Source organism: Flavitalea antarctica (assembly GCF_054461535.1).
In genome coordinates, this window is sequence record NZ_JBTLQG010000007.1 from 197791 (window position 1) to 221245 (window position 23455).

A 23455-nucleotide genomic window follows, 5' to 3' on the forward strand; every position below is an offset into this window, starting at 1 on the left:
AAAACTATATACTTAAACACTATCAGCAGCACAGCCTTTATTCAAACTTCAATCTGGCAAGGTTATTGAAAAACATAAGTTTTAAACAGTTCAAAAAAGCCAGAATATGAGTATACAAAAAATCTTAATCGGAACACTTGCCGGTTTTGCCGCCGGTTTAGCTATAGGGGTATTAAATGCACCTGAAAGCGGAGAAGAAACGAGAAGGAAAATAAATCAGAAGGCTGATGACATCAAGAACCGCGTAAGGCGCTTCAAACATACAGGAGCACAGGAACTTGAAGAACTTAACAACATTTTCCAAAATGAAGTTCAGGGTTTACAGGAAGACGTCCGGAGACGCGTTCTTGACCTGATACAGGCTGCCCGATCCGGTGCCAGTAACCTGAAGCAACATCTTCATTCAAACTAATAATAGCTCACGGGATCAAACGAGGGGGTCGTCATTTTAAATGACGATCCCTTTTTTTGTGTATAAAATACCTCAGATCACAATCTTTTGAAAGCTTCAAACACTTTGATACTGATCTTTGTCTAACAACAAAATGAATGGCTGAATGATCCTAAATGCTTACAATTTTTTAGCTTCCTGGCAATTGTTCCCTGAAAAGGGCGAATATGAATCAGGGCACCGTCCAAAATCAGGTTATTATAAAATTTGGGATTCAGGTAATGGAAAACAACTTACCGTATTACATACCTGGGTATCCCTGGAGAATGATGCCTTTAATTCAGAATTCACCATCACCCCAGATGGTGAACTTCATCCCTTCGAAGACACACAGCTCGCGGACGAAGTAAAAGTTACTATTGAAGACAGCAGCAATCTAAGGTTCTGTTTTTATAACCATAAGGAGGAAATTCTTGAAGTATTGCATACCATTACTCCAAATGGTATGTTGAAGATAAGGCAGAAGGGGTTTACCAAAGAAAAACTGCCTTACACAAATGTGGAGGTCTATCATAAGCAATTAAGTGTATTACCCTATGCGGCTTCAGTTTCCGGTGCTGTTATCAGGCCCACAGAAGAGGGTATGATCAGGCACAAGGCCCTTACAGCCATGGAGGAACAGACGAACATGCAGATGGACCAGATCCGTAAACAGATCGAACTGCTTGCGGTTCAGGCCCGGGAGATTGTTAGCCGTAAGGAATTATCAATGTTGATCTATAACGCAAAGCTGAGTTTCTCGCCCGTTATTGGCCAGGTTTATTATTTATACGAAAAGCAAAACAACGAACACCAGGTTTCGATGATAAGTCCAAGGGAATGGGGTAATGGAAACGGGCCGTTCAAAAGTTTTGTTGCCAAAGTGAAGTTGCTGGCCGATCATACATGGGTGGAGGTTCCCTGAGATCGTCCGGCCATTTGCATGCACCAATCTCAGCTTAGCGCAAATTCCACTGCTGAGCTGGCATGTAACAAGGTCGTATCGAACAGCGGTAACTCAAAATCTTCCTGTGTAATCAGCAAAGGAATTTCTGTACAGCCAAGAATTATCCCTTCTGCACCGTTGTTCCTTAATTCTTCCATTACTGTCAGCAACATAGATTTTGTTTCAGGCAATAACAATCCTTTTCCAAGCTCATTATAAATTGCCGCGTGTATCAGATCTCTGTCGAAGAGATCAGGAATGAGTGTATTTATTCCCAACGACGTTAATTTCTCCTTGAAAAAATCGAGCTCCATGGTATATTTTGTTCCCAGCAGCCCTACTTTCTTCAAACCCTTCCGGCTAATGGCTGCACCCGTTGCTTCAGCGATATGAAGCAGGGGAATTTTTACGGCCTGCTGCACCTCGGGCGCGATCCGGTGCATGGTGTTTGCCCCAATGATCAGGCAATCGGCCCCTGCTGCTTCCAGCTTAATAGCGGCGTCGCAGATGATGGTTGTAATACCCACCCAGTCGTTCTGGTCGGTCAGCGCTTTGATCTCACCATAATTCACTGAGTACAGAATAATCTTCCCGGCATGTAATCCTTTCAGTCTATGATTGATTTGTTCATTGATGATCCTGTAATAATCCACTGAAGATAACCATGAGATGCCTCCGATAATACCGATTGTTTTCATCATCTGATTGTTTTGAATATTAATGGATCGCCGGCTGAGAAGCTGTTCATGAATTTCGGAACTCATGGACTCTTGGTCATTAGCGGATTTGTCATATCCGTGTCAGTGAAGATCCATCTTTAGCTTATTATGAGGCCAAAGATAAATGGAATTAATATTTGTGCTAATTTTCACCCTTATCAAGAAGTCATTATGATTGATTTGCGTTCTGATACGGTTACGAAACCGACGCCCGCCATGCTCGAATTTATGACGAAGGCGAAAGTGGGAGATGATGTGTTTGGAGAAGATCCTACTGTGAATGAAATCGAATCCATGGCAGCAGAAATGTTTGGAATGGAATCGGCTTTGTACTGCCCTACTGGTACCATGAGTAACCAGATAGCGATAAAAGCGCATACCCATCCGGGTGATGAAGTTATCTGTGACCGTACCGCCCATGTATATCAATATGAAGGTGGCGGTATTGCCTTTAATTCCGGAGCTCAGACCAGGCTGCTCAATGGTGATCGTGGCCGTTTCACAGCGGCAATGGTACAGGAAGCGATCAATCCCGATGATGTACATAAGGCACATACCTCACTGGTTTGTATCGAAAACACTTCAAACAGGGGCGGTGGCAGCTGTTATGATTTGTCAGAGATCGGATCCATACGCGAAACCTGTGATGCCAATCATCTTATGCTTCATCTGGATGGTGCCCGACTTTTTAATGCGCTGGTCGCGACCGGGCAGTCAGCAAAGTCGTATGGTAAACTGTTTCATTCAATCTCTGTTTGTCTGAATAAGGGGCTCGGGTGCCCCATCGGAAGCATACTTATCGGTGATCATCAATTCATAAAAAAAGCAAGACGGATAAGAAAAGTATTCGGGGGCGGAATGCGCCAGGCAGGATTTATGGCTGCAAGCGGAGTGTATGCACTCAGGCATCATATTGACCGGTTACAAGTTGACCATCAACACGCGGCCAGGGTGGGTAAGCTTCTTACAGGTAAAGAGTTTGTAAAAGGTGTACTTCCGGTTGAGACCAATATTGTGATCTTCGAAGTAACTGAGGGCATCAATCCAAAATGGCTGGTACAACAGCTGGCAGAGCAGAACATCAGTTGTCTTGCCATTTCTCCCACCCAGATCCGTATGGTTTTCCACCTTGACGTCAGTGCTGCAGATGTTGAACATATTATTCAGGCCCTGGATTCAATGCATGATGTGTCTGCTTTGCGCCCCACACAAAAAATGGACATTTAAATCATAAGTCCTGTTCCAGGACATCACCATAAATTATTCAGATCTCAATATTTCTTATGCTCAATACTATTAATCCAACCACAACAGTTGCCTGGAAGAAATTGCAGGCCCATAAATCCGAAATTGAATCAACAAGGGTCAGGCAACTGTTCAGGGAAAATAAACAACGTTTCGCTGATTTCAGCATTGAGGACAATGACCTGGTTTTTGACTATTCGAAAAACCTGGTGACGGCTGAAACGATGAAGTTGTTACTGGCACTTGCAGAAGAATGCAAATTGAAAGATGCTATTGAAGACCAGTTTACCGGAGCAGCAATCAATGTAACTGAGGGTCGTGCAGTGTTACATACTGCGCTGCGGGACTTTTCTGGCAATGCAGTAATGCTCGATGGCAGTGACATCATGCCATCGGTCAGGCAAGTTCAGCAGCAGATGAAAACTTTCTGCGACAAAGTGCATAGCGGAGAATGGAAGGGATATACAGGTAAAAAGATAAAGTACATCGTTAACATAGGGATTGGCGGAAGTGATCTTGGTCCGCTGATGGTCACTGAAGCGCTCAGACCTTATTGGGTAGGTGGCATACAAGCCTACTTCGTATCAAATGTTGATGCCACGCACATAGCAGAAGCCCTGAAAAAAGTGACTCCGGACGAAACACTTTTCCTGATTGCTTCAAAAACGTTTACCACCCAGGAAACGATGACCAACGCACAGACAGCCAGGACATGGTTTCTTGAAGCTGCGAAAGACGAAAAAAATATCGCCCTTCATTTTGCAGCGTTATCGACCAATGAAAAAGATGTGGTGAAATTTGGCATCGATCGGTCAAATATGTTTGAGTTCTGGGACTGGGTGGGCGGCCGGTACTCTTTGTGGAGCGCTATTGGTCTTTCGATTGCGCTAACAATCGGTTATGACAATTTTGAAGATCTTCTCAAAGGGGCGCATTACTCAGATAATCATTTCCGCAATGCTCCGTTTGAAAAAAATATTCCAGTGATCATGGCATTGGTGGGCTTGTGGTATACCAACTTTTTCGGTTCCCAAACGGAGGCTATACTTCCTTATGATCAGTACCTGAACCGTTTTGCGGCCTACTTCCAACAGGGAAATATGGAAAGTAATGGGAAAAGTGTCGGCCGGGACGGAAAAGCGGTGAATTACGCTACCGGTCCGGTGATCTGGGGCGAACCTGGAACTAACGGTCAACACGCATTTTACCAACTGATTCACCAGGGAACTTTAATCATCCCCTGCGATTTTATAGCCCCTGCCATCAGTCATAATCCAAATGGAGATCATCATATCAAGCTTCTTTCCAACTTTTTCGCTCAGACCGAAGCTTTGATGAATGGCAAGACGGAAGGCGAGGTACTGACTGAATTACAGGCCGCGGGCAAAACGCCGGATGAGATAAAAAAAATTGCTCCATTTAAATCCTTCCCCGGGAACCGGCCAACAAATTCAATCATGGTAAAATTGATCGATCCGTTCACACTTGGCAGGATGATTGCTCTCTACGAACAGAAGATTTTCGTGCAGGGTGTTATATGGAACATCTACAGCTTTGATCAATGGGGTGTGGAGTTAGGCAAGCAGTTGGCGAACAGGATCTTACCCGAACTGGTATCAGATGAACCTATTAACGCTCACGACGATTCTACCAATAATCTCATAAATTTTTTCAAGAGATTAAGAAAATAATCAATCAATTAAAAGAATAATTCCTTAATTTAAATTTTCCGGCAAAGACACAGGTTTCCTGCCACCCGATATCCACCCTCAGTATACAACAACCATTTCAAAACAAAATCTCTTAAGCGCATGCGAAAATTGATTCCCGTTCTATTGTTTACATTTTCCGGTTCGATCGCTTTCTCACAAACTTCAACTGAAAAAAGTACAGATAGTAAAGAAAATAGTTTCGCGGAATCTTTAAGACTTGAGATTGTTACAGGGATCAAAAAAAAGATGGCTACTGATACAGCTTTCAATCAGTCCCAACAGGTAATGAATGATTTTTACAAAGCTTGCGGATTGACGCCATCCATCCAGAAATGTGTACATCCGCAGCCAGGGAAAAATTTCAAATCAGCACCCGAAGTATTGACTCCCGCACTTGCTGAAATGAACAGATCGGTAGCAGTTAAAAAAGACGAGGAAACCGGAAAATCTAATTGATAATTTTACAACCGAATGAATATATGCGCAAGCCCTCTCACGAGGGCTTTCGCTTTTAAATACTGTTGCGATTTATTGTCTGATGATTTTCTTTGTCACTGTTTTTTCACCTGCCTGCAATTTCAACATATACAGTCCGGGCGCCAGATGATGATTACTTACATCCATTTTAAAAGACTTCTGACCCGGCGGTATTTGCCTGAATGTGATTCTCCGGCCATTTACATCCATCAATTCCAGGGTTACCGTCCCGGAATACACTTCTGCAAAAGCTACGTCTATAACATCTTTGAAAGGGTTGGTTACCCTGACCAGGTGTGAGTTCGGCTCCTGGTTGTTGCGGATGATAATTGTGGAACTGTATTTGGCCTCTCCTCCCCGATCGATTTGTTTTAACCGGTAGAAATACAACGGCAGCTTTGCATTTTTGTCGCTATATGAATAATCCCGCCTATTTGGAAGGGAAACCACATTACCAATTTTTTCAAATGCACTACCATTGTCAGAACGCTCAATTTCGAATGTCCTGGAACCGGTCGATAGTGGGATACCCCATTCAATCAGAACATCATCGCCCGCTTTGCGGCCTTTGAAATACTTGTAATCCACCGGCAGAACTCCGGCAATGAACACCGGAAAATCTTCCGTCTGGCCGTACACCGGTTGATAACAACCGCTGGTGATCAGGTTACCATAAATGGAAGTCTCCTCATTAATAACGCGCATGCGCAGAACTGTGTTTGCGACTGCCGTACCTGGGACCGTGAAACTGGTTGTGAGTCGGGTGATTGAAGCACCGGGCGCGGCTATTTCATCAGCATAAACGATTCTCTCGCCGTCTTCAAATCCGCCATTGTTGTTATAATCGACGTAGATGGCCAATTGTTGTTTATAATACTGGCTAAAAACATCGGCGCTGAGTGAATAGGATGCAGCATGACTTAACGGGATAAGGTGCAGCGGGCTTCCTGATTTATTCACATATCCGGGATCGGTAGCGGTCAGCCCTGACGAAAATGCCCGGTCTTCAACCCGGAAACCGACCAGGCCGGCGTCAAAAGTATTCATACCTGCCACTGAAGATGCCGAGGGGCAGATGGGCACCGGGTTAGTGAAACTGTAAGGATAAGAGGCTGAAGTCGCCCAGGACGATGCCAGACTGGCCCTCCACGGCAAAGTCATAAAGGCCATCATCCTGGCTTTTTGGTCCGCGGTAAACAATGTGAATCGGTCCGTATAGTTCATAAAATTATGCTCAGTATTGATACTGTATAAACCGCCTGTACAGGGATTAACTCCTGTTCTGGCAACGAAGTTCGGCTGGGTGATCGGATCGGTGTCGCAGATATAGTCACCCGTAGTTGAGCAGCTGCCAGGTAATGTCGAAGCGCAGGTATCCGGGTTGCCGGACTGTCCTGGTCTCCATCCCTCGAAGGGGTGTGCGAGTCCGAGCGCATGACCAATTTCGTGCGGCAGCGTTTTCTGGTTCGGTTTCATAACCCTTGCAAGCATCACCGCGCCATCTGTATTGGTGAACACTCCGGGGTACTGCGCATAGCCTGCCACAAACGCACTACAGCAAGCTCCATCGTTTCCGTCAATCCTGTTCACAATGTATAAGTTGTAATACAAATCCGGGCTCCACCTAACGAGGCTTTTCAGGTAGGCATCACTGAGGCCATTGGCTGTCTGTAATCTCACTCCGTAATTTACATAAGTCGGATCTGAACTGAGGTTGACACGATTGATTCCCGTCGTCGCGTTATTGGAAGGATCCCTGGTGGCGAGTTCAAACCTGATCCCGATATCACCAACCCCTTCCCCTCCCGGTATTGAGCCATCAAAAACACTGTTGAGATAGGCGATTGCTCCTTGAATATCAGCCGTAGATGGGTTGTGGATTGATCCCTCTACTCCGCCGGTATGAATTATATGAACCACAACGGGAATTGTGTAAATAGCCGCCTGCATACCATAATAAGAGCCAATCAAAGATGCTGCTTTTTGTTGCTGCACAAGTTTGGCAACAACTTGTTGGTTCTGTTCAGAAATTTCACGGAGTTGGCTGTTTGAATTCAGTTGCTGCTCAAGGAAAACGTCGGAGCCACAGGTTTGAGCTACCACCTGAGCATAGGTAAGACAGGCTATTATAAACAGGGCAAAACGGCGTTTCATGGGTTTATTGGATATTAGACACCCATTAACGTTTACATCAGATTACTTATTATTAAGCTTGCGATTCGGAGCAAAAAAAAAGCTCCTGATTTACAGGAGCTTAAATATCTTAATTATACGTATTACCACTTATCAACTTCTTCGGAAGCGCTGGTGTTTTCAACCGCGGCAGTAATTACAACAACCGGCGCTGCTGCTGCTATCGCAACCGTTGCAACTTCGGGCTCAACTACCCTTTCAACGCTTTCAGAGTTGTATTCCCCTTCTATTTCTCCACCTTCAACCTGGTCGTGGTTATAAGCGTCGAAATCAAAGTCAGGCATGAGGTCTGTTTTCACATAATCCACTGCCTCGGTCAATGCCTTCAAAAACTTATTAAAGTCTTCCTTGTAAAGAAAAATTTTGTGCCTGTCGTACCCATTCTCATTGAACTTCTTACGGCTCTCAGTAATGGTAATGTAATAATCGTTTCCACGGGTTGCTCTTACATCAAAGAAGTAAGTTCTTCTTTTTCCAGCCCTGATGCGCTTACTGTAAACGCTTTCCATTCTTTTTTCATTATTGTCGTACGCCACTTTTAGATTTTTTTTTACAGTTAGGAATAATCTGTCTCACAAAATAGTAGTTACAAATATAATATTGTTTTTGAATCGACAAAATTTCCTTAAAAGTTTTTCCGATACTTAATACATTGACTAACACAAAAGAATAGTTGCTATCCGTTTTCTACCTCAACATTTTCCTGCTCGTGTCTTTGTTGATTATACAGGAATGTGTAATATCCGTTACGTGCAATTAATTCGTCATGTGTTCCCTCCTCCACTATTTTGCCGTCTTCAAGCACAATTACCTTATCAAAATCAAGCAGGGTAAAAATCCTATGGGTGATGATTATGGCTGTTTTGTTTTCGAGGAACCGGTTCAGATTCGTCAGAATTTCCTTTTCAGTTTTTGCATCAACGGCACTAAGGCAATCGTCAAAAAGAACGAACTCCGGACTACCTATCAGGGCCCTGGCAATAGAGATCCTTTGCTTCTGACCGCCGCTCAGTGTTACTCCCCTTTCCCCGACCATGGTGTCGTATTGCTTACTGAAACTCATGATCTCCTTATCCACATAGGCATTCGAAGCAGCCGCTTTTACTTCGTCCATGCCCGCGTCTGGTTTTCCAAACCTGATGTTATTGGCTACTGTGTCACTGAAAAGGAACACGTCCTGCGGAACATAGCTGATCCGGTTTCTCAGTTGTTTCAACGGAAACTGGTTTACCGGAACGCCGTTGATTTTTACACTTCCGCTACCGGGATCGTACATCCGAAGCAGTAATTGTGCTATTGTCGTTTTGCCCGCGCCGGTATGACCGATAATGGCAATTTTCTGCCCTTTCCTGACATAGAGGTTGAAATCCTGAAGCGCATGGATGCCCGTATTAGGATAGGTGAAGTTTACATTATCGAAGTGAATATCGCCGGCAACCGGCGACATAACGGGTTTTACCGGCTCTTTTATGACTGGTTCCGTCTGTAAAAACTCATTGAGTCGTTTTTGTGAAGCGGCACCCCTTTGTATCATGCTGGCCGTCCACCCGATGGCGCTTACCGGGAAAGTGAGCAGGTTTATGTACATCACAAATTCCACAATCGTACTTACGTACTCTCCGGAAGAATCATTCGCAGCATATAACCCCCCGATCATGATTGTCAGCAAAGTACTCAGGCCTATTAACAGGGTCATGGTCGGAAAATAGATCGACTCCACCCCGGCCAGGCCGATTGCGCTCCGCTTATAATCCTCACTGTTGATGTTAAAAAACCTGAACATGGCTTTTTCCTGCACAAAAGATTTTATCACACGGATCCCGGAATATGACTCCTGGGCATTTGTGGTAAGATCGGCGAGCTTGGCCTGGATGTTCTCGCTTTTTTTATTGATAATATTATTTACGACATATATCGTGATTGCCAGGATGGGTAACGGGCTGAGCACATAAAGCGTTAGAAGGGCATCTTTCTTAAACATGTAAAAAAGACAGAAAGATATCCTGAACACAAGGTTTACAAGATACATGATTGCCGGGCCGGTATACATTCTCACCCTGCTCACATCTTCAGCAATCCTGCTCATGAGGTCACCTGTACTGTGTGTTTTATAGAAGTTTGCATCCAGTGTCAGATAATGCGCAAACACTTCATTTTTCTGATCAAACTCGATGTGTCTGCTCATTACGATAATGGTCTGGCGCATCAGGAAAAGGAAGAATCCACTGAGAAGTGCGAATATGAGGATTGCAGCTCCGAAAAATCCGAGACGTTGTGCAAAACTCAGGTTATGCCCGTTCAACTCCTTGATAAAAACATCCACCAGGGGGTCATAGTTGCTGGTCCGGAGATTGGAACTATCACCTTCCACATATTCCTGGATCATATTAAAAATATAACCGGTAATCTGCGGGGCCAGGATTGCGAAGTAATTAGAAAGTACGATGAATAATATTCCGAATCCGAAGCGATACCTGTATTTCCAGAAGTACTTGTTTAGAACAGAAAGATGTTTCAGCTTTTTTTTTTGCGAATTTAGGCAATCTCGTCCAGATCGGAATTCGGCTCAATCCGGCATTGAAAACAATTTTGTGCAGCTATGCGTATATTAATCAATTATATGAGAAAATTTACGCTGTCGCTTTTATTTTGCTGGTACATGTTGCCAGTGGCCGCCCAGGATCACAGATACCGGAACCTTGTTTTTCCGGCCGTTTCAAAAGAGAAAAATATCTATTATGGTCAACCCGGCGCGGAAAGAAGAAAACGTTATCACCTTGATTTGTACACACCGGCTAAGGATTCTGCCCTGAACCGCCCGGCAATAGTACTGATGCACGGAGGCGGTTTTAAATTCGGATCGAAAAACAATAGCAGGATGAAAATATGGGGAAAGCACTTCGCCCGTATGGGTTATGTATGTGTCGCCGTTAATTACAGGTTGAGTAAAAAGAAACCGCTCAACAGGTTCAATGATCTTGTTGAAGGCTGTGCAGAAGCAGTTTCAGATGTTGATCAGGCTATCCTGTACCTGAAGCAAAATGCAGTGAAGCTGGGCGTAGACACAAATGCGATAATTCTTGCGGGACATTCAGCGGGCGGAATGATCGCCCTTCAGTCAGTTTACAGTAGCCAGGCTGAAATGAAACATCTCATCGATGCCTCCCATCCAGTGCCTGATCAGATTTTTCACAATCCCAGGGGCGTGCTGTCTGTGGTTAACTTCTGGGGCGCAATTTATGATACGACATGGTTGCAAAATGCACGGGTTCCTATTGTTAGTGTACATGGATCAAAAGATCGTGTCGTGCCAATTAATTATGGGGAAACACCTATGTACGGAAGTACAATAATTCACAGGCAGGCAGAAAAACTGAAAATTCCAAACGCGATAAAAATTTTCCAGGGAAAAGGACATGAGCTACAGCGCCATTTCAACCCGATATATGCAGGGCCTGTTGCACGGAAAAGGTGGAGGCAGGCAGCCGACTTCGCAGCTGTGTTTTTGTATAAAGAATTTTTTAATTCAATGCCCTCTTCAAAACCTTAGGTGTCAGGAGTTGAGTGTTTTTACATAAGTAGTATCTTTGCCAGCTGCGTCATCGGTGTTCCAGTGGCCTGATTGGTGATTAAAATGAGATAGATGTTTTCAAAAGAATTGAAAGAGTATACGGCTGAAGCGCATACGGATCTTGAAAGAAAAATGATACCTCATCTGAAAAAGATTTCTTCAAGGGATGAATATGTGAACCTGTTGGATTTTATGCACGGCTTTTATGAGCCTCTTGAAGAACGACTCGCTCCATTTCTACCTGAAGGACCCAGTCACTCACCCTCCGCAAATATTGTAAAGGATATAAATGAACTGGATGCCGGATATCAGTTATCAGGCAAAAAAGCGCCGGGCTTACCGGATATCCATTCTGCTGCAAATGCGTTAGGGGTGTTATATGTCATCGAGGGTTCCACGCTCGGCGGCCAGATCATCACAAAAATGTTATCAAAGCAAATTGAGTCAGACTCAACCGGGGGATTCAGCTTTTATAATCCTTACGGTGAGGAAACGCTGGCCAACTGGAACAACTTCAAAAAAAAACTTGATCAGCCGTTCGATGAAAATGAAAAAAAAGAAATCATTGAGGGCGCCAATGAAACTTTCCGCACTTTAAACAACTGGATTTCCAATTATGACGGATACAAACACAGGTAAATATGATTCCGCATTTTGTGGAAGCCTGCCCATACACCTGATAAACGTAATACAACCCTACGGTGCTGTATTAATTTTTGCCAGCGACACTTTAAACATCCTGCAGGCCAGTGTTAATATTGACAAGGTGTCTGGCGTAGAGGCTGAAAAGATGATCAATTCCCCTTTGTCTGATTATGTTTCAGCTCCGCAGATTTCCATGTTAAAGGAGAGGTCCGCAGACTCAATGACGGGGAAAACGCCCTTCGTTCTCCGGATCGGGGAATCCAACTTCCTGGCCATACTTCATAACACAGGGGCTTACTATATTCTTGAAATAAATTTTGATTCCACCAGGGAGCTCGGGAGTTATTCATTCATTGATGTATACCAGGAACTGAAGGCAGCAATCTCAGCCATCGAAACATCAACAACTGTTGAGGACGCCGCTGCTATCACGGCAGCTGAACTAAAAAAAGCTTCTGGCTTTGATAAGGTGATGGTATACCGGTTTGACGAAGAATGGAACGGTAACGTACTCGCCGAAGAGAAAGAACCGGACATGGAATCTTATAAGGATTTCACTTTTCCGGCTTCGGATATTCCAAAGCAGGCAAGGGATCTTTACCTGAAAAATCCTTACCGTTTCATTCCCGACAGGAATTACAAACCGGTCAAGCTATTTCCGGTGATGAACCCGGTGACCGGATCGTTTATTGACCTGTCTGATTGTAACATCCGTGGCGTAAGCGCCGTGCATATTGAATACCTGAAAAATATGAATGTTGTCGCTTCGATGTCCACAAGGATACTCGAGGGCAATAAACTCTGGGGTCTTATTGCCTGCCATCATAAGTCGGTAAAACCCATGAGCTATAAGGTCTGTGCAATGTTTGAACTATTGTCTGGTATTATCTCAGCAAAAATCAGCGCTCTTAGTAACAATCACAACCTGGTGATCAATAACCGTTTGAAAGATCAGTATAGCCGGATATTGGAAGAAGTTTTCCGTTCCGGCAACATGACCGGAACATTTCTTAATGGCAGGCCCAACATCATGCAATTGTTTGAAGCAGGTGGTGCGGTAATCGCACAAAAGTCCGGATTGATCAAAGCGGGACGTACACCCGGTGACGACGAATTGGACGACTTGTTGCTCTGGTTGAATGCAAAACAGGTTTCAGATGTCTATTTCACTGACAGTCTTAGCGAGCAATATGACAGTGCAATTGCATACAAGGAAGTCGGGAGCGGCTTGCTTGTTATTCCTGTTAATGCTTCGGAAGGAGAGTTTGTGATATTGTTTCGCCAGGAAATCATACAGGTAAATAACTGGGGTGGCGATCCTTCAACCAGGATAAATTTTGAAAGTGATATGAAGACCTATCATCCAAGGTTTTCGTTTAAGCTTTGGCGTGAGCAGGTTACTGGAATATCAATGCCCTGGAAACGTGAAGAGATCGAACTGGCACGTACGATGAAAAATTTTATATCAGATTATGTTTTAACTACAACTAAATAACTAAAAGGCCTGACAAGTCTGGTAGCAAAATGATCTCAACAAACGAACATTGCATAGTTGCAATCGGAGCTTCTGCCGGAGGGCTTGAGGCTATCCATGAATTTTTTGATCACATGCCGGGGCGACCGGATGTTTCTTTTATCATTATCCAGCATTTGTCTCCGGATTACAAGAGCCTGTTGGTTGACCTTGTGTCCCGCCATACCCACATGCAGGTAGTTGAGGCAGGAGAAAATATGATGCTTCAAAAAAATTGCATCTACGTAATTCCGAACAATAAACTGATGACAATAGAAAAGAACCGATTGGTTCTTGAGGCAAAAAAAACCAACTATTCCCCCAACACTGCAATAGACTTTTTTCTCTTTTCACTGGCAAAAGACAAAAAACATCGGGCTATAGCTGTGATACTTTCCGGTACCGGCTCTGATGGTACGAAAGGCATTGAAATGATTAAAAAAGCCGGAGGTATGATAATCGTACAGGATCCGGAAACTGCAAAGTTTAATGGCATGCCCAATAGCGCCATACAATCGGGCAATGCAGACTTCATATTGCGCCCGAAGGATATGCCGGAAGAGATCCTGAACTATCTGCAGGAGCCTTCTCATCTTCAGATGGAGTCTATCGACGAGTCAAAGCTCGATGAAATATTCACCCTCATTCATGAGGAGGCAGGAAACGACTTTCATTATTACAAGTTGCCAACGATCAGCAGGCGCATTGTCCGCCGGATGATCCAGGTAGATATCAAAAACATCGATGAGTACCTTGAGCGGCTGAGAACCGATCCCGAAGAATGCAGGCAACTTGGTAAGGAATTCCTGATAGGTGTCACGAAGTTTTTCCGGGACAACGACGCATATGATGTGCTCGGCAAAGAAGTGCTCTCAAAGGTGATCGCTGATAAACCCGCCGGTGAAACGCTGAAAATCTGGATCTGCGCCTGTAGTACCGGTGAGGAAGCATACTCCATCGCTATATTAATCGACAACATCCTGACTGAGCAAAACAAACAGCTGGAAGTAAAGATCTTTGCCACGGATATAGATCAGGCGAGCATTGAATTTGCCGCAAGAGCCTGTTACCCGGCCGCTATCGAAAAGGATGTACCCAGGGATGTTTTAAAAAAATACTTCTTACGGAAAGACAACCAGTATCAGATAGTTCCATCAATCCGGAAACAGATTGTGTTCGCACGTCATAACGTGCTGAAGGATCCGCCGTTTATAAATAACGACCTCGTGTCATGCCGGAACATGCTCATTTACATGAGTCCATTGTTGCAACAAAAAGTGCTTTCTGTTCTGTTGTATGCAGTTACTATTGACAAATATCTTTTCCTGGGATCAAGCGAAAATTCGGCATTGATCAGGGAGCATGTAGTAGATGTAAACACGAAGTGGAAAATTTACAGGAAGACCAGGGAAACAAGAATAAGCTCTAATTACCTGCCGGAGTTAGGTGAGCGAAGAATAAGCAAAACGGATGCAAGATATTCCCCAAGACCTCCCGAGCCTGCACGTAAAGGGCTTTGGGATGATCTGAAAGAAGCTTTAAACGAAGACCTCAACTTTGCCGCCTTTCACATAGACGCATCTTTCAACATCATGGATTCTGCCGGTAGTTATGGCAAGTTTCTCACCTTACCGAAAAAGCACCTGCAACTGAACCTGTTGTCAATGGTACCCACCGAACTGTACCTGATGCTCAGTGCGGAAATCAAGAAGTCTGTAAAAGAAAATAAAACAGTTAACCTTAAAAATATTAAATACAGGAAAGAGGACCTGATATATTCCTGGCATGTGCTGATAAAGCCGGCTACCCCCTATACATTAATCGTTATTACGGAGACAGAGATTGTGCGGGCTGACCCATCGCTTCCTCAGGTGGAATTGCAGCGGGATGATGTAACCAGTGACTACGTAAAGTCCCTGGAAGCCGAGTTAAGCGAAGTCAAGGGTCACCTTCAGTTTGCGATTGAAGACCTCGAAACAACAAACGAGGAATTACAGTCGAGTAACGAAGAGTTATTATCTGCTAATGAAGAGTTGCAATCGAGTAACGAAGAACTGCAAAGCCTGAATGAGGAGTTACACACCCTGAACACGGAACACCAGATCAAGATAAAGGAGCTGGTTGAGTTGAATGACGATCTAAACAACTATTTCAGAAGCGTCGATATCGGGCAGGTTTTTCTTGACAAAACATTGCGTATCCGAAAATTTAATACTGCCTCGGCTACGACTATCAATTTTATTGAATCTGATATCGGGCGACCGATATTTCATATCTCTAATAATATCCGGTATGATGGGTTTATGAGCGACCTGGAGAAGGTGCTTCGTACCAATGAAGTCGTTGAGAAAGAGGTTAGCCTTTCTAACGGCAAAAATATCCTGATGAGGATAATGCCTTATCTCACAAGGGAAAAGGTAAATAGCGGCCTTATTATTTCTTTTGTAGATATCACGGTGATCACCAACCTGAACAATATTATCAGGACGGTATTAAATGCAAATCCGAGTATGATCCTCGCTTTTGCGGCTAAGAGAGAACAGAACAGCATCGTCGACTTCGAACTGTCTACTGCAAATCATGCGGCAGAGCTTTTTTTACCGGCCGAACGCGTTGGAGAAACATTGTCACTCAAAAAAGACATACCGGTTTTGGCAGATGAGGGTCTTATCGAAGTCTTTGCCGAAATAGTTAACAAAGATACCAGGCTGAACACAGACATCTACATCCGTTCTACCGGTAAATGGTACAACCTGATGTCCGCTAAAATGATGGATGGAATAGTTGCCACGTTCACTGACATAACTGCAAAAAAACTTACCGAGGAAAAAATCCGGAAAAATTATGTCGAGCTTATCTCCGTGAAGGATAATCTCAAAAAGGCAAATGAAGATCTTGAAAACAAGGTAATTGAACGAACAAGGGCGCTCGCGACAAGTGAAGAGCGGTTCAGGCTTGTGGCAAGGGCGACGAACGATGCCTTATGGGACTGGGACTTTGTAAACAACACCACCTGGTGGGGCGAAACCTTTTATAAATTGTTTGGTTACAGCCAGACATCTCCGGAAACCGATCGCAGGTTCTGGCTTGATAAGATACACCCCGATGACCGTGAGCAGGTCAACGCAAGTATACACCAGGTTATAAATACTGACAAAACGCAATGGAGTTGTGAATACCGTTTCCTGCGGGAAAACGGAACTTATGCGCATATACTTGATCGTGGGTATGTATTACATGATGAGTTTGGTACCCCGTTCAGAATGCTTGGGTCGATGTTTGATGTGACTGAACTCAAGCAAGCCGAACAACAGGTAGCGAGTTCAATTGCTCAAAGAAAATTCCTGGCGGAATCAATGCCACTGATCGTCTGGATTGCCGACCAGCATGGGCAATTAAATTTTATAAACCGGCAATTTGAGGTTTATACCGGCGTCAGTTATAAGGAAGCGCTTGGAGATGGGTGGAAAAAACTTATCCGGCCGCAGGACCTTGACCCCCTGGTCTCAAAGCTCACGCAAAGCCTGCAGGATAAAACAGATTTTAGTCATGAATTGCGTTTGAAACACAGGAACGGTGATTTCAGGTGGAATATTCTGAGATCAAAGGTCTCTAAGGACGAGGACAATAATCTTATCGATGTGGTTATCACAATCAGTGACATACATGAGCATAAGGTAATGAATGAGCTGCTTGAAAATAAAGTCAAAGAAAGAACCAGGAAGTTGAACGAGCTTAACCAGGCTCTTGAGGTAAGCAATCATGATCTGTTGCAGTTTGCTTCAGTTGCGTCTCATGATCTGCAGGAACCTGTGCGCAAAATTCAGATGTTTACTAAATTGCTTGCAGACAAATACAGCAACGAGTTAAGTGCGCCGGCATCTAATTACCTGAATAAGATTATTCATGCCTCGGGCAGGATGAAACTCTTAATAACTGATATCCTCAATTATTCGAGGTTATCTGCATCGGATAATAAATTCCAGGTAACTGATCTTGGTCGCCTGCTCGCTGAAACGCTGGAAGATTTCGACATCACCATTAAAGAAAAGGCTGCTGTTATTACCTATGAAAATTTGCCGGCAATAGAAGTTATCCCTGGCCAGATCAGGCAGGTATTTCACAACCTTATCAGCAACGCACTTAAATTTTCCAGACCAGATGCAAGCCCGGAAATTTATATTTGCGGACAGAAGGTTGCCGGGATGGACTTTGAAGCCGCCGGCGATGAAAGCGGAAATTTTCTGAAGATTATTTGCCAGGACAATGGGATTGGCTTTGATCAGAACTTCGCTGGTGAAATATTCAATCTTTTTCAGCGGCTGCATTCGAAAGATAAATACGAAGGAACCGGCATTGGGCTATCAATAACCCAAAAGATCATTGAGAAACATGATGGACTCATCAAAGCGGAGAGCGAAGAAGGCTTTGGCGCCCGATTTGTCATAATTTTGCCCGTTACACAGGAAATAAAGGCATACCATAAAAATTAGACAATGCAACCTAAGACCGTTTTGCTCGCCGATGATGATATCGATGACCGGGAGATGTTCCAGGAAATACTTTCAGACAACCAGCAGGTACAGTTGGCCGGCAGTGTTGAAAACGGCCAGGAACTACTGAGTTTCCTATTAACACTGGATGGCGAACGTTTGCCCGACCTGATTGTACTGGATCACAATATGCCAAAGTTAAACGGGCTTCAAACGCTTGATGCGTTGAAGAAAAATGATAAATACCAACACATACCGGTTGTTATTTTCTCTACGTATTGCGATAATAAGTTATTGACAGAATGCACCAACCTTGGTGCGGCTATGGTATTCACCAAACCTTCTTCCTTTGATGAATATGCGGATATGATTACAACGTTCCTCGAGATAATTCCGAAAAAACAATGAAAATATCGCTGCCTGGTGCTGTGCCAGGCAGCCATTTTGTTACAGACCTCCATCAATTTCATCCCATTTTCCCAGCCTTTCCGCGGTTTATTCTCCAAAAATCGATGAATCAGGGCCGTTCAGCGAATAAGTTCTGCATCGCGATATTTTTTTTTCATCTTTATATCACAGTACGAAACAAGCACAATCAGTCCAATCCTTTGAAAACGACCCACCCTGAACATCACTGATCGAATCCTTTGAAAGCCCTTAATTCAACCCTAGGTAAAACCAACCAACCCTAAGTAAAACCAACCAACTCTAAGTGAAACCTGCCAACCCTAAGTAAAACCCGCCAACCCTATGTGAAACCAACCAACCCTAAGTGAAACCTGCCAACCCTAAGTAAACCAACAGATCCTTTTAAAAACCAGCACATCCTTTGAACAATCAAGAACCAGCCACTTATCTTAAATCATGACACGAATTCAAGCCTGGAAAACCATTCCAATCATTAAAAGACTTCCGACCCTTCGGGAAAACCAAAAGAAAACTTAAATCATCTTTTAAAAACCAGAAAGATCCCCGGATGATGCTATTTAATGCCTATTTTACAATCTAAACCAGGTATTGATTTATCGTTTAAAATGAGCGAATTATCAATGATCAGAATGATCACTACCCGGCTTAAATCAAGACAGCACTATTAGCACAAATTAAATAAGTCAAACTGTGAAAACTGTAATCCAACTGCTGAAAGACACTGTACAGGTTCTAAAGAAAGGATATCCGACACTTAAGCCCGCTGTGGTGGTTCGTAAGAAACAGGAACGTAACTTACCTGTAAAACGAAATCAGCCTTAATAACAAAGTCTTCTTACACTAAATTGTTTGCCCATAACAAATTGCTGCACTTGTTGCAGACCTTACCGCTTTAGCAGCGGTTTTTCCCATGCACGTAACAGTAGACGCGTCATCCTTTCTTATCAAGTGTTCTCTCATATAGACTCACCCATTCATTAACACTCATTTTTGAAACAAGCTCACCGATGAGTTTCAGGGGGATGGTTTCAGGCCTCTTAAATCTTATGCAGCTCTTGCCCATATCGAGCTTCGTTGTAGAATGCGCCGGGTAATTTGTTACAAACCAGTCCAACAATTTTTCATTGGCATACAGTCCCATATGGTATAGGGCTATGAAATTTTTCTGCGAAGCAATGGCAAGGAAAGGCAATGGCAGTTTTGGGTTAACATGGTATCCCGGCGGATATAGATCATGCGGAACTGCATAGCCAATCATACCATTGGCAATGCCCTCAGTAAAACCTGGTGGAAGATTTGAGACGATCACATTCCTTAAACTTGTTAGTCCCTGCTTATGATGTTCAGGGCATGCTTCAAGATATTCAAGCGGTGTTGCTGCAGAACTCAACATAAATCGTGTTTAAGATTCTAAAATACGAAATGTCAAAGGCAAAAGCTTTCATCATATCTTGCAACTGTAAAGATTGACATACAATGAAAGCGAAGTCACTTGTTATTTTCCTGTTTTGGATCTCCTCAATCAGCAGCTGTTTCATTGCCCGGGGGCAGACCTCAGCAAAACCTTCTGCTGAGACACTCGCACCGCTGCAGCAAAAGTTTATTGACTATCGGTTCGGGATGTTTATTCATTATAATATTCCCACTTATATGGACCATGACTGGGCCGACCCGGAGGCCCCTGCGTCTACTTTTGCGCCAACGAGCGTGGATTGTGATCAGTGGGCAAAAGCTGCTAAGTCGGCAAACATGACCTATGGTTGTCTTACTACAAAACACCACAGCGGCTTTTGTATCTGGGATACAAAGACCACTGATTACAGCGTAATGAAGAGTCCATATAAAAAGGATATCGTGGCAGATTATGTAAAGGCTTTTCGTGACAACGGGCTAAAAGTCATGTTATATTATTCGATACTGGATACACATCACAAGCTCCGCCCGCACCACATTACAAAAAAACATGTTGATATGGTAAAGGCTCAGATCACTGAGTTACTGACCCGTTATGGCAAAATTGAAGCATTGATCATTGACGGCTGGGATGCTCCCTGGTCAAGAATTTCCTATGATGAAATCCCGTTTGAAGAAATTTACCTGCTTGTTAAATCGCTTCAGCCGGAATGTTTGCTGATGGATCTCAATGGTGCAAAATATCCCGGCGAAGGCATGTACTATACTGATATCAAAACCTATGAGATGGGTGCCGGTCAAAAACTCGCTAAAGAATCATCACCTATGCCTTCCCTTGCATGTCTGCCTATAAACGGATCATGGTTCTGGAAAACAGACTTTCCATCCAGGCCGGTCAAGGATCCTGAGAAGCTCGTAAAGGAAACGCTTATCCCACTAAATGAAGCAAGCTGCAATTTTATTCTGAATGTGGCTCCCAACCGTGACGGCCGGATTGATGAAAATGCATTAACTGCTCTTAAACAGATTGGCGCAACCTGGAAAAACGAGGGCCCGTTGACAAAGCTGCCGCCGCTGGACGCACCAGTGATTTCATCTAACCTTGCCTTGAACAAACCATCCAATTCAAGCTGGAGTGATGATATGAACATAATGGATTTTGCAAATGATGATGATTTCAAATCGGCATGGATTTCTAATGCTACTGTCAAACAGCCATGGATCGAAATTGATCTTATGAAACCCGAACGATTCAATATGATTACAATCGCGGAGAAGTCCGCCGACATACGACGGTATAAAATTGAATATTACAACAATGGCAAATGGTCGCCTTTGCTAACCGGTGATAATCCAAGGAGATTCAAGTTTCACCGGTTCCCGGAGGTCACAGGAAGCAGGATCAGGTTGTCTATACAGGAGTTCACGCATCAACCTGCTATCACTGAGATCGGAATTTACCGCGAAAAATAATCATTACGAAGCATATGCCCGTTGAAGATGATCACGCACTGTTCATGATTCATCGAGGACCGAAGCAAGGGTTTTGAGCACCTCGTTAACATAATGTAATTGAACCCCGATACCTTCCATCGGTTCAGCATCGATCCTCCGGCAATGCAGGACCCTGTTTTGATAGGTAATAGCGAAGTAAGCAAACAACTTATTCCCGGACTCCGGCACGGCAGATGCATATCCCGTAATACCAATTCCATATTCACTGTCAAACCTGGCTCGTATATTCTGTGCCAGTTCCATAGCAACCTGCTCAGAAACGCAGTTCACCGCCAGGGCATGCCTGGGTTCTATATTTAACTGTCGAAATTTTTGATTGGCGTTGTAAACGGTCATGCCTCCCTGGAAAAACTTTATAGTATCCATTGTGTTGGACATGGCAAACTGAAGCAGGCCACAGGTCACGCTTTCCGCTATTGAAATTGACTCTCCCTTTTTTAATAATTTTTCCCTGATTGCTGTCAGTGTATCATCATCAAATAGTTTCATTGAGGACCGTGTTTTTAAGTTATAGTTTATAAGTTATAAGTCGCTAAAAAGTACATAAAAAGGCCAGGATAAACCTGGCCCTTTTGTGTTAAGCAAAAAATATCAAGAACTAATTCAATCCAGGATTAAATCTCATCTTGTTATACTACAAAGACTTGTTAAGTGATCTCGCAGCTTCAAGATGTGATCTTAATTTAGGTAAGGTATTATCTACAAAACTCTTCACTTCAGTATCCTTGGTATTCTTGGAAGTTTTTTCAAAAAGATTTACTGTTTTTTCGTGGTCATCCACCTGCATTTTCATGTAGGCCTTATCAAAGTCTTTACCTGTTTTCTTCGCAAGATCAGCCGCAGCTTCTTTGTGATCATTTGAAACAGTGTCTGGCAATGTAACATTCTTCTTTCCTGCCAGTTCTTTCAGACCTGCATTTGCCCCGGTATGATCGGTAACCATCATTCCGGCGAATTCTTTCACTTTCGGATTTGTCGCCTTTTCCTGGGCCATTTTACCTGCGGCAACTTCGGCCATACCTCCGTCGGCTGCTTTAACGAAAAAGTCAGCGGTTTCTTCGTCAAGGGTGGTCGTTGCAGTTGCAGTATTACCAGCTGCAGTGGTCCCTGAATCTTCTGCCCTATCTATTTTTGCTTCGTTGGCAGAATCTGCTGTCTCGACAGCGTCAGTCTGCTCAGCATCATTACATGCAAAGAAAATGGAACAAATAGCGATTAACAGTGGTGTTGCTTTTTTCATATACTAAATATTAGGTTTTTAAAATAAAGGGCCTGCAAAATTTTGTCTATTTAGGTTAATCAAGTTTTAGGCCAGCCCCTGTCTTATAGGGGCTCCCAACGCTTATTATGGTGAGCAAGATGTACGAAAAACACACCTTTTCATTAAACGAGATGCGCTTTTTGAGTAAATTAATGCCCGTTAAGCCAATATACCGATACACAATACCTGCTCCTATGGAACCGGCCCGACCACCACCAGGTACAGTACCACGGGTATTAATATGTTGTTTTGATTTTCTATAATTTTATACCAGGTGTAACCTGGCAAAATATTATTGACATAACTATCAACCATGCACAACATGTTGATCAAACGATATATTCATCAACTTCAGCAGGCATATTATGGTGGTAACTGGCTTGATGAAGACATGGAAAAAAAGCTGAAACTGGTTAATGAGGAAAATGCCTGGACCAAACCAATGGGATATGTTCATAGTATAGGTGAAGTGGTGTCACATATCCTTGAATGGCGTAAGGAATTGATTGAAAGACTGGAGTTCGGCAGACACGCTAAACTGGTGGATGATTCTCCAAACAACTGGATAGCCAACGAAGTATTGAAAAAAAACGGATGGTCATTTCTTAAAAATCAACTCGAAGAATCGCAACATACACTGATAGCCCTGCTGGAAAAAAAAGATGAGTCGTATCTAAGCAGCATCTGGTCGGGCAACATGACTTACGAATGGTTGGTCATCGGACTGATAGAGCACGACATTTATCATCTTGGCCAGATCGGCCTTATCTATAAAATGATCACTTACCACAATAATTCAAACTAAAAAGAAATTCAGGGTATGAATTGGTAGGAAAGTTGACTATACGCCCTGGAAGCTTTACAATCACATAGTACTGTTGAGTAACTAATCT

General features: G+C 43.5%; 21 protein-coding genes. 13 read left to right on the forward strand and 8 right to left on the reverse strand.

The genetic code is table 11. The annotated features are described in order from the left end of the window. Positions 1 to 106: 106 nt before the first annotated feature. Together ACX0G7_RS09980 and ACX0G7_RS09985 are read left to right on the forward strand one after the other, a co-directional pair. Complete coding sequence (locus ACX0G7_RS09980; protein WP_458923315.1) at positions 107 to 412, forward strand: YtxH domain-containing protein; 306 nt, start codon at positions 107 to 109, stop codon at positions 410 to 412. Positions 413 to 557: 145 nt separating this feature from the next. Beyond that, positions 558 to 1355 (forward strand): DUF2452 domain-containing protein, encoded by a 798-nt coding sequence (locus ACX0G7_RS09985; protein WP_458923316.1) that lies wholly within the window; start codon positions 558 to 560, stop codon positions 1353 to 1355. A 29-nt stretch (positions 1356 to 1384) separates the two neighbouring features. Here ACX0G7_RS09985 and ACX0G7_RS09990 read toward each other — a convergent pair whose 3' ends face one another. Then, positions 1385 to 2077 carry an aspartate/glutamate racemase family protein gene (locus tag ACX0G7_RS09990; protein WP_458923317.1) on the reverse strand — a complete coding sequence of 231 codons (693 nt, stop codon included), beginning with the start codon at positions 2075 to 2077 and terminating at the stop codon, positions 1385 to 1387. Between the two features lie 189 nt (positions 2078 to 2266). On the opposite strand from ACX0G7_RS09990, the gene ACX0G7_RS09995 reads away from it, so the two are divergent. From ACX0G7_RS09995 to ACX0G7_RS10005, 3 genes are all read left to right on the forward strand, one after another. After that, on the forward strand, positions 2267 to 3322 hold the full coding sequence (locus ACX0G7_RS09995; RefSeq protein WP_458923318.1) for a threonine aldolase family protein: 1056 nt from the start codon (positions 2267 to 2269) through the stop codon (positions 3320 to 3322). A gap of 56 nt (positions 3323 to 3378) precedes the next feature. Beyond that, positions 3379 to 5031 (forward strand): glucose-6-phosphate isomerase, encoded by a 1653-nt coding sequence (gene pgi, locus ACX0G7_RS10000; protein ID WP_458923319.1) that lies wholly within the window; start codon positions 3379 to 3381, stop codon positions 5029 to 5031. Between the two features lie 120 nt (positions 5032 to 5151). Continuing rightward, positions 5152 to 5508, forward strand: coding sequence for a hypothetical protein (locus tag ACX0G7_RS10005; protein WP_458923320.1), 357 nt, complete (start codon positions 5152 to 5154; stop codon positions 5506 to 5508). A gap of 72 nt (positions 5509 to 5580) precedes the next feature. Here the strand turns inward: ACX0G7_RS10005 and ACX0G7_RS10010 are convergent, their stop codons facing one another. The 3 genes from ACX0G7_RS10010 to ACX0G7_RS10020 form a co-directional block, all read right to left on the reverse strand. After that, positions 5581 to 7683 (reverse strand): zinc-dependent metalloprotease, encoded by a 2103-nt coding sequence (locus tag ACX0G7_RS10010; protein WP_458923321.1) that lies wholly within the window; start codon positions 7681 to 7683, stop codon positions 5581 to 5583. A gap of 122 nt (positions 7684 to 7805) precedes the next feature. Then, positions 7806 to 8258 carry a DUF3276 family protein gene (locus ACX0G7_RS10015; RefSeq protein WP_458923322.1) on the reverse strand — a complete coding sequence of 151 codons (453 nt, stop codon included), beginning with the start codon at positions 8256 to 8258 and terminating at the stop codon, positions 7806 to 7808. A gap of 140 nt (positions 8259 to 8398) precedes the next feature. Next, positions 8399 to 10240, reverse strand: a complete 1842-nt coding sequence (locus tag ACX0G7_RS10020) for an ABC transporter ATP-binding protein (protein WP_458923335.1) — start codon at positions 10238 to 10240, stop codon at positions 8399 to 8401. A gap of 102 nt (positions 10241 to 10342) precedes the next feature. Between ACX0G7_RS10020 and ACX0G7_RS10025 the strand changes: the two genes are divergently transcribed. The 6 genes from ACX0G7_RS10025 (at position 10343) to ACX0G7_RS10050 (ending at position 19195) form a co-directional block, all read left to right on the forward strand. After that, on the forward strand, positions 10343 to 11272 hold the full coding sequence (locus ACX0G7_RS10025) for an alpha/beta hydrolase (protein ID WP_458923323.1): 930 nt from the start codon (positions 10343 to 10345) through the stop codon (positions 11270 to 11272). Between the two features lie 93 nt (positions 11273 to 11365). Continuing rightward, positions 11366 to 11932 (forward strand): biliverdin-producing heme oxygenase, encoded by a 567-nt coding sequence (locus tag ACX0G7_RS10030; RefSeq protein WP_458923324.1) that lies wholly within the window; start codon positions 11366 to 11368, stop codon positions 11930 to 11932. After that, entirely contained in the window at positions 11910 to 13433 is a 1524-nt protein-coding gene (locus ACX0G7_RS10035; protein WP_458923325.1) for a GAF domain-containing protein, read from the forward strand. Before ACX0G7_RS10030 ends, ACX0G7_RS10035 begins: the two co-directional genes overlap by 23 nt. Before the next feature lie 29 nt (positions 13434 to 13462). Next, complete coding sequence (locus ACX0G7_RS10040; protein WP_458923326.1) at positions 13463 to 17944, forward strand: chemotaxis protein CheB; 4482 nt, start codon at positions 13463 to 13465, stop codon at positions 17942 to 17944. Between the two features lie 3 nt (positions 17945 to 17947). Beyond that, positions 17948 to 18352 carry a response regulator gene (locus tag ACX0G7_RS10045; protein WP_458923327.1) on the forward strand — a complete coding sequence of 135 codons (405 nt, stop codon included), beginning with the start codon at positions 17948 to 17950 and terminating at the stop codon, positions 18350 to 18352. Positions 18353 to 19063: 711 nt separating this feature from the next. Further along, the gene (locus ACX0G7_RS10050; protein ID WP_458923328.1) at positions 19064 to 19195 is read left to right on the forward strand and encodes a hypothetical protein; all 132 of its coding nucleotides are present in this window, start codon (positions 19064 to 19066) and stop codon (positions 19193 to 19195) included. A 109-nt stretch (positions 19196 to 19304) separates the two neighbouring features. Here ACX0G7_RS10050 and ACX0G7_RS10055 read toward each other — a convergent pair whose 3' ends face one another. Further along, a complete protein-coding gene (locus tag ACX0G7_RS10055) occupies positions 19305 to 19766 on the reverse strand; it encodes a DUF1801 domain-containing protein (RefSeq protein ID WP_458923329.1) in 462 nt (153 codons plus the stop codon). A gap of 83 nt (positions 19767 to 19849) precedes the next feature. On the opposite strand from ACX0G7_RS10055, the gene ACX0G7_RS10060 reads away from it, so the two are divergent. Next, positions 19850 to 21259, forward strand: a complete 1410-nt coding sequence (locus ACX0G7_RS10060) for an alpha-L-fucosidase (RefSeq protein WP_458923330.1) — start codon at positions 19850 to 19852, stop codon at positions 21257 to 21259. A 42-nt stretch (positions 21260 to 21301) separates the two neighbouring features. Here the strand turns inward: ACX0G7_RS10060 and ACX0G7_RS10065 are convergent, their stop codons facing one another. From ACX0G7_RS10065 to ACX0G7_RS10075, 3 genes are all read right to left on the reverse strand, one after another. Beyond that, a complete protein-coding gene (locus ACX0G7_RS10065) occupies positions 21302 to 21790 on the reverse strand; it encodes a CinA family protein (RefSeq protein ID WP_458923331.1) in 489 nt (162 codons plus the stop codon). A 145-nt stretch (positions 21791 to 21935) separates the two neighbouring features. Next, positions 21936 to 22541 (reverse strand): DUF4142 domain-containing protein, encoded by a 606-nt coding sequence (locus tag ACX0G7_RS10070; RefSeq protein WP_458923332.1) that lies wholly within the window; start codon positions 22539 to 22541, stop codon positions 21936 to 21938. A gap of 213 nt (positions 22542 to 22754) precedes the next feature. After that, positions 22755 to 22877, reverse strand: coding sequence for a hypothetical protein (locus tag ACX0G7_RS10075; protein ID WP_458923333.1), 123 nt, complete (start codon positions 22875 to 22877; stop codon positions 22755 to 22757). On the opposite strand from ACX0G7_RS10075, the gene ACX0G7_RS10080 reads away from it, so the two are divergent. After that, on the forward strand, positions 22876 to 23367 hold the full coding sequence (locus ACX0G7_RS10080) for a DinB family protein (RefSeq protein WP_458923334.1): 492 nt from the start codon (positions 22876 to 22878) through the stop codon (positions 23365 to 23367). The genes ACX0G7_RS10075 and ACX0G7_RS10080 overlap by 2 nt on opposite strands. Positions 23368 to 23455: the final 88 nt, after the last annotated feature.

What these genes read in the sequence shown, in the direction of transcription:
- ACX0G7_RS09980 (WP_458923315.1), top strand. Translation starts at nt 107, where the DNA reads ATGAGTATACAAAAAATCTTAATCGGAACACTTGCCGGTTTTGCCGCC.
- ACX0G7_RS09985 (WP_458923316.1), top strand. Translation starts at nt 558, where the DNA reads ATGATCCTAAATGCTTACAATTTTTTAGCTTCCTGGCAATTGTTCCCT.
- ACX0G7_RS09990 (WP_458923317.1), bottom strand. Translation starts at nt 2,077, where the DNA reads ATGATGAAAACAATCGGTATTATCGGAGGCATCTCATGGTTATCTTCA.
- ACX0G7_RS09995 (WP_458923318.1), top strand. Translation starts at nt 2,267, where the DNA reads ATGATTGATTTGCGTTCTGATACGGTTACGAAACCGACGCCCGCCATG.
- pgi (WP_458923319.1), top strand. Translation starts at nt 3,379, where the DNA reads ATGCTCAATACTATTAATCCAACCACAACAGTTGCCTGGAAGAAATTG.
- ACX0G7_RS10005 (WP_458923320.1), top strand. Translation starts at nt 5,152, where the DNA reads ATGCGAAAATTGATTCCCGTTCTATTGTTTACATTTTCCGGTTCGATC.
- ACX0G7_RS10010 (WP_458923321.1), bottom strand. Translation starts at nt 7,683, where the DNA reads ATGAAACGCCGTTTTGCCCTGTTTATAATAGCCTGTCTTACCTATGCT.
- ACX0G7_RS10025 (WP_458923323.1), top strand. Translation starts at nt 10,343, where the DNA reads ATGAGAAAATTTACGCTGTCGCTTTTATTTTGCTGGTACATGTTGCCA.
- ACX0G7_RS10030 (WP_458923324.1), top strand. Translation starts at nt 11,366, where the DNA reads ATGTTTTCAAAAGAATTGAAAGAGTATACGGCTGAAGCGCATACGGAT.
- ACX0G7_RS10035 (WP_458923325.1), top strand. Translation starts at nt 11,910, where the DNA reads ATGACGGATACAAACACAGGTAAATATGATTCCGCATTTTGTGGAAGC.
- ACX0G7_RS10040 (WP_458923326.1), top strand. Translation starts at nt 13,463, where the DNA reads ATGATCTCAACAAACGAACATTGCATAGTTGCAATCGGAGCTTCTGCC.
- ACX0G7_RS10045 (WP_458923327.1), top strand. Translation starts at nt 17,948, where the DNA reads ATGCAACCTAAGACCGTTTTGCTCGCCGATGATGATATCGATGACCGG.
- ACX0G7_RS10055 (WP_458923329.1), bottom strand. Translation starts at nt 19,766, where the DNA reads ATGTTGAGTTCTGCAGCAACACCGCTTGAATATCTTGAAGCATGCCCT.
- ACX0G7_RS10060 (WP_458923330.1), top strand. Translation starts at nt 19,850, where the DNA reads ATGAAAGCGAAGTCACTTGTTATTTTCCTGTTTTGGATCTCCTCAATC.
- ACX0G7_RS10065 (WP_458923331.1), bottom strand. Translation starts at nt 21,790, where the DNA reads ATGAAACTATTTGATGATGATACACTGACAGCAATCAGGGAAAAATTA.
- ACX0G7_RS10070 (WP_458923332.1), bottom strand. Translation starts at nt 22,541, where the DNA reads ATGAAAAAAGCAACACCACTGTTAATCGCTATTTGTTCCATTTTCTTT.
- ACX0G7_RS10080 (WP_458923334.1), top strand. Translation starts at nt 22,876, where the DNA reads ATGCACAACATGTTGATCAAACGATATATTCATCAACTTCAGCAGGCA.
- ACX0G7_RS10075 (WP_458923333.1), bottom strand. Translation starts at nt 22,877, where the DNA reads ATGGTTGATAGTTATGTCAATAATATTTTGCCAGGTTACACCTGGTAT.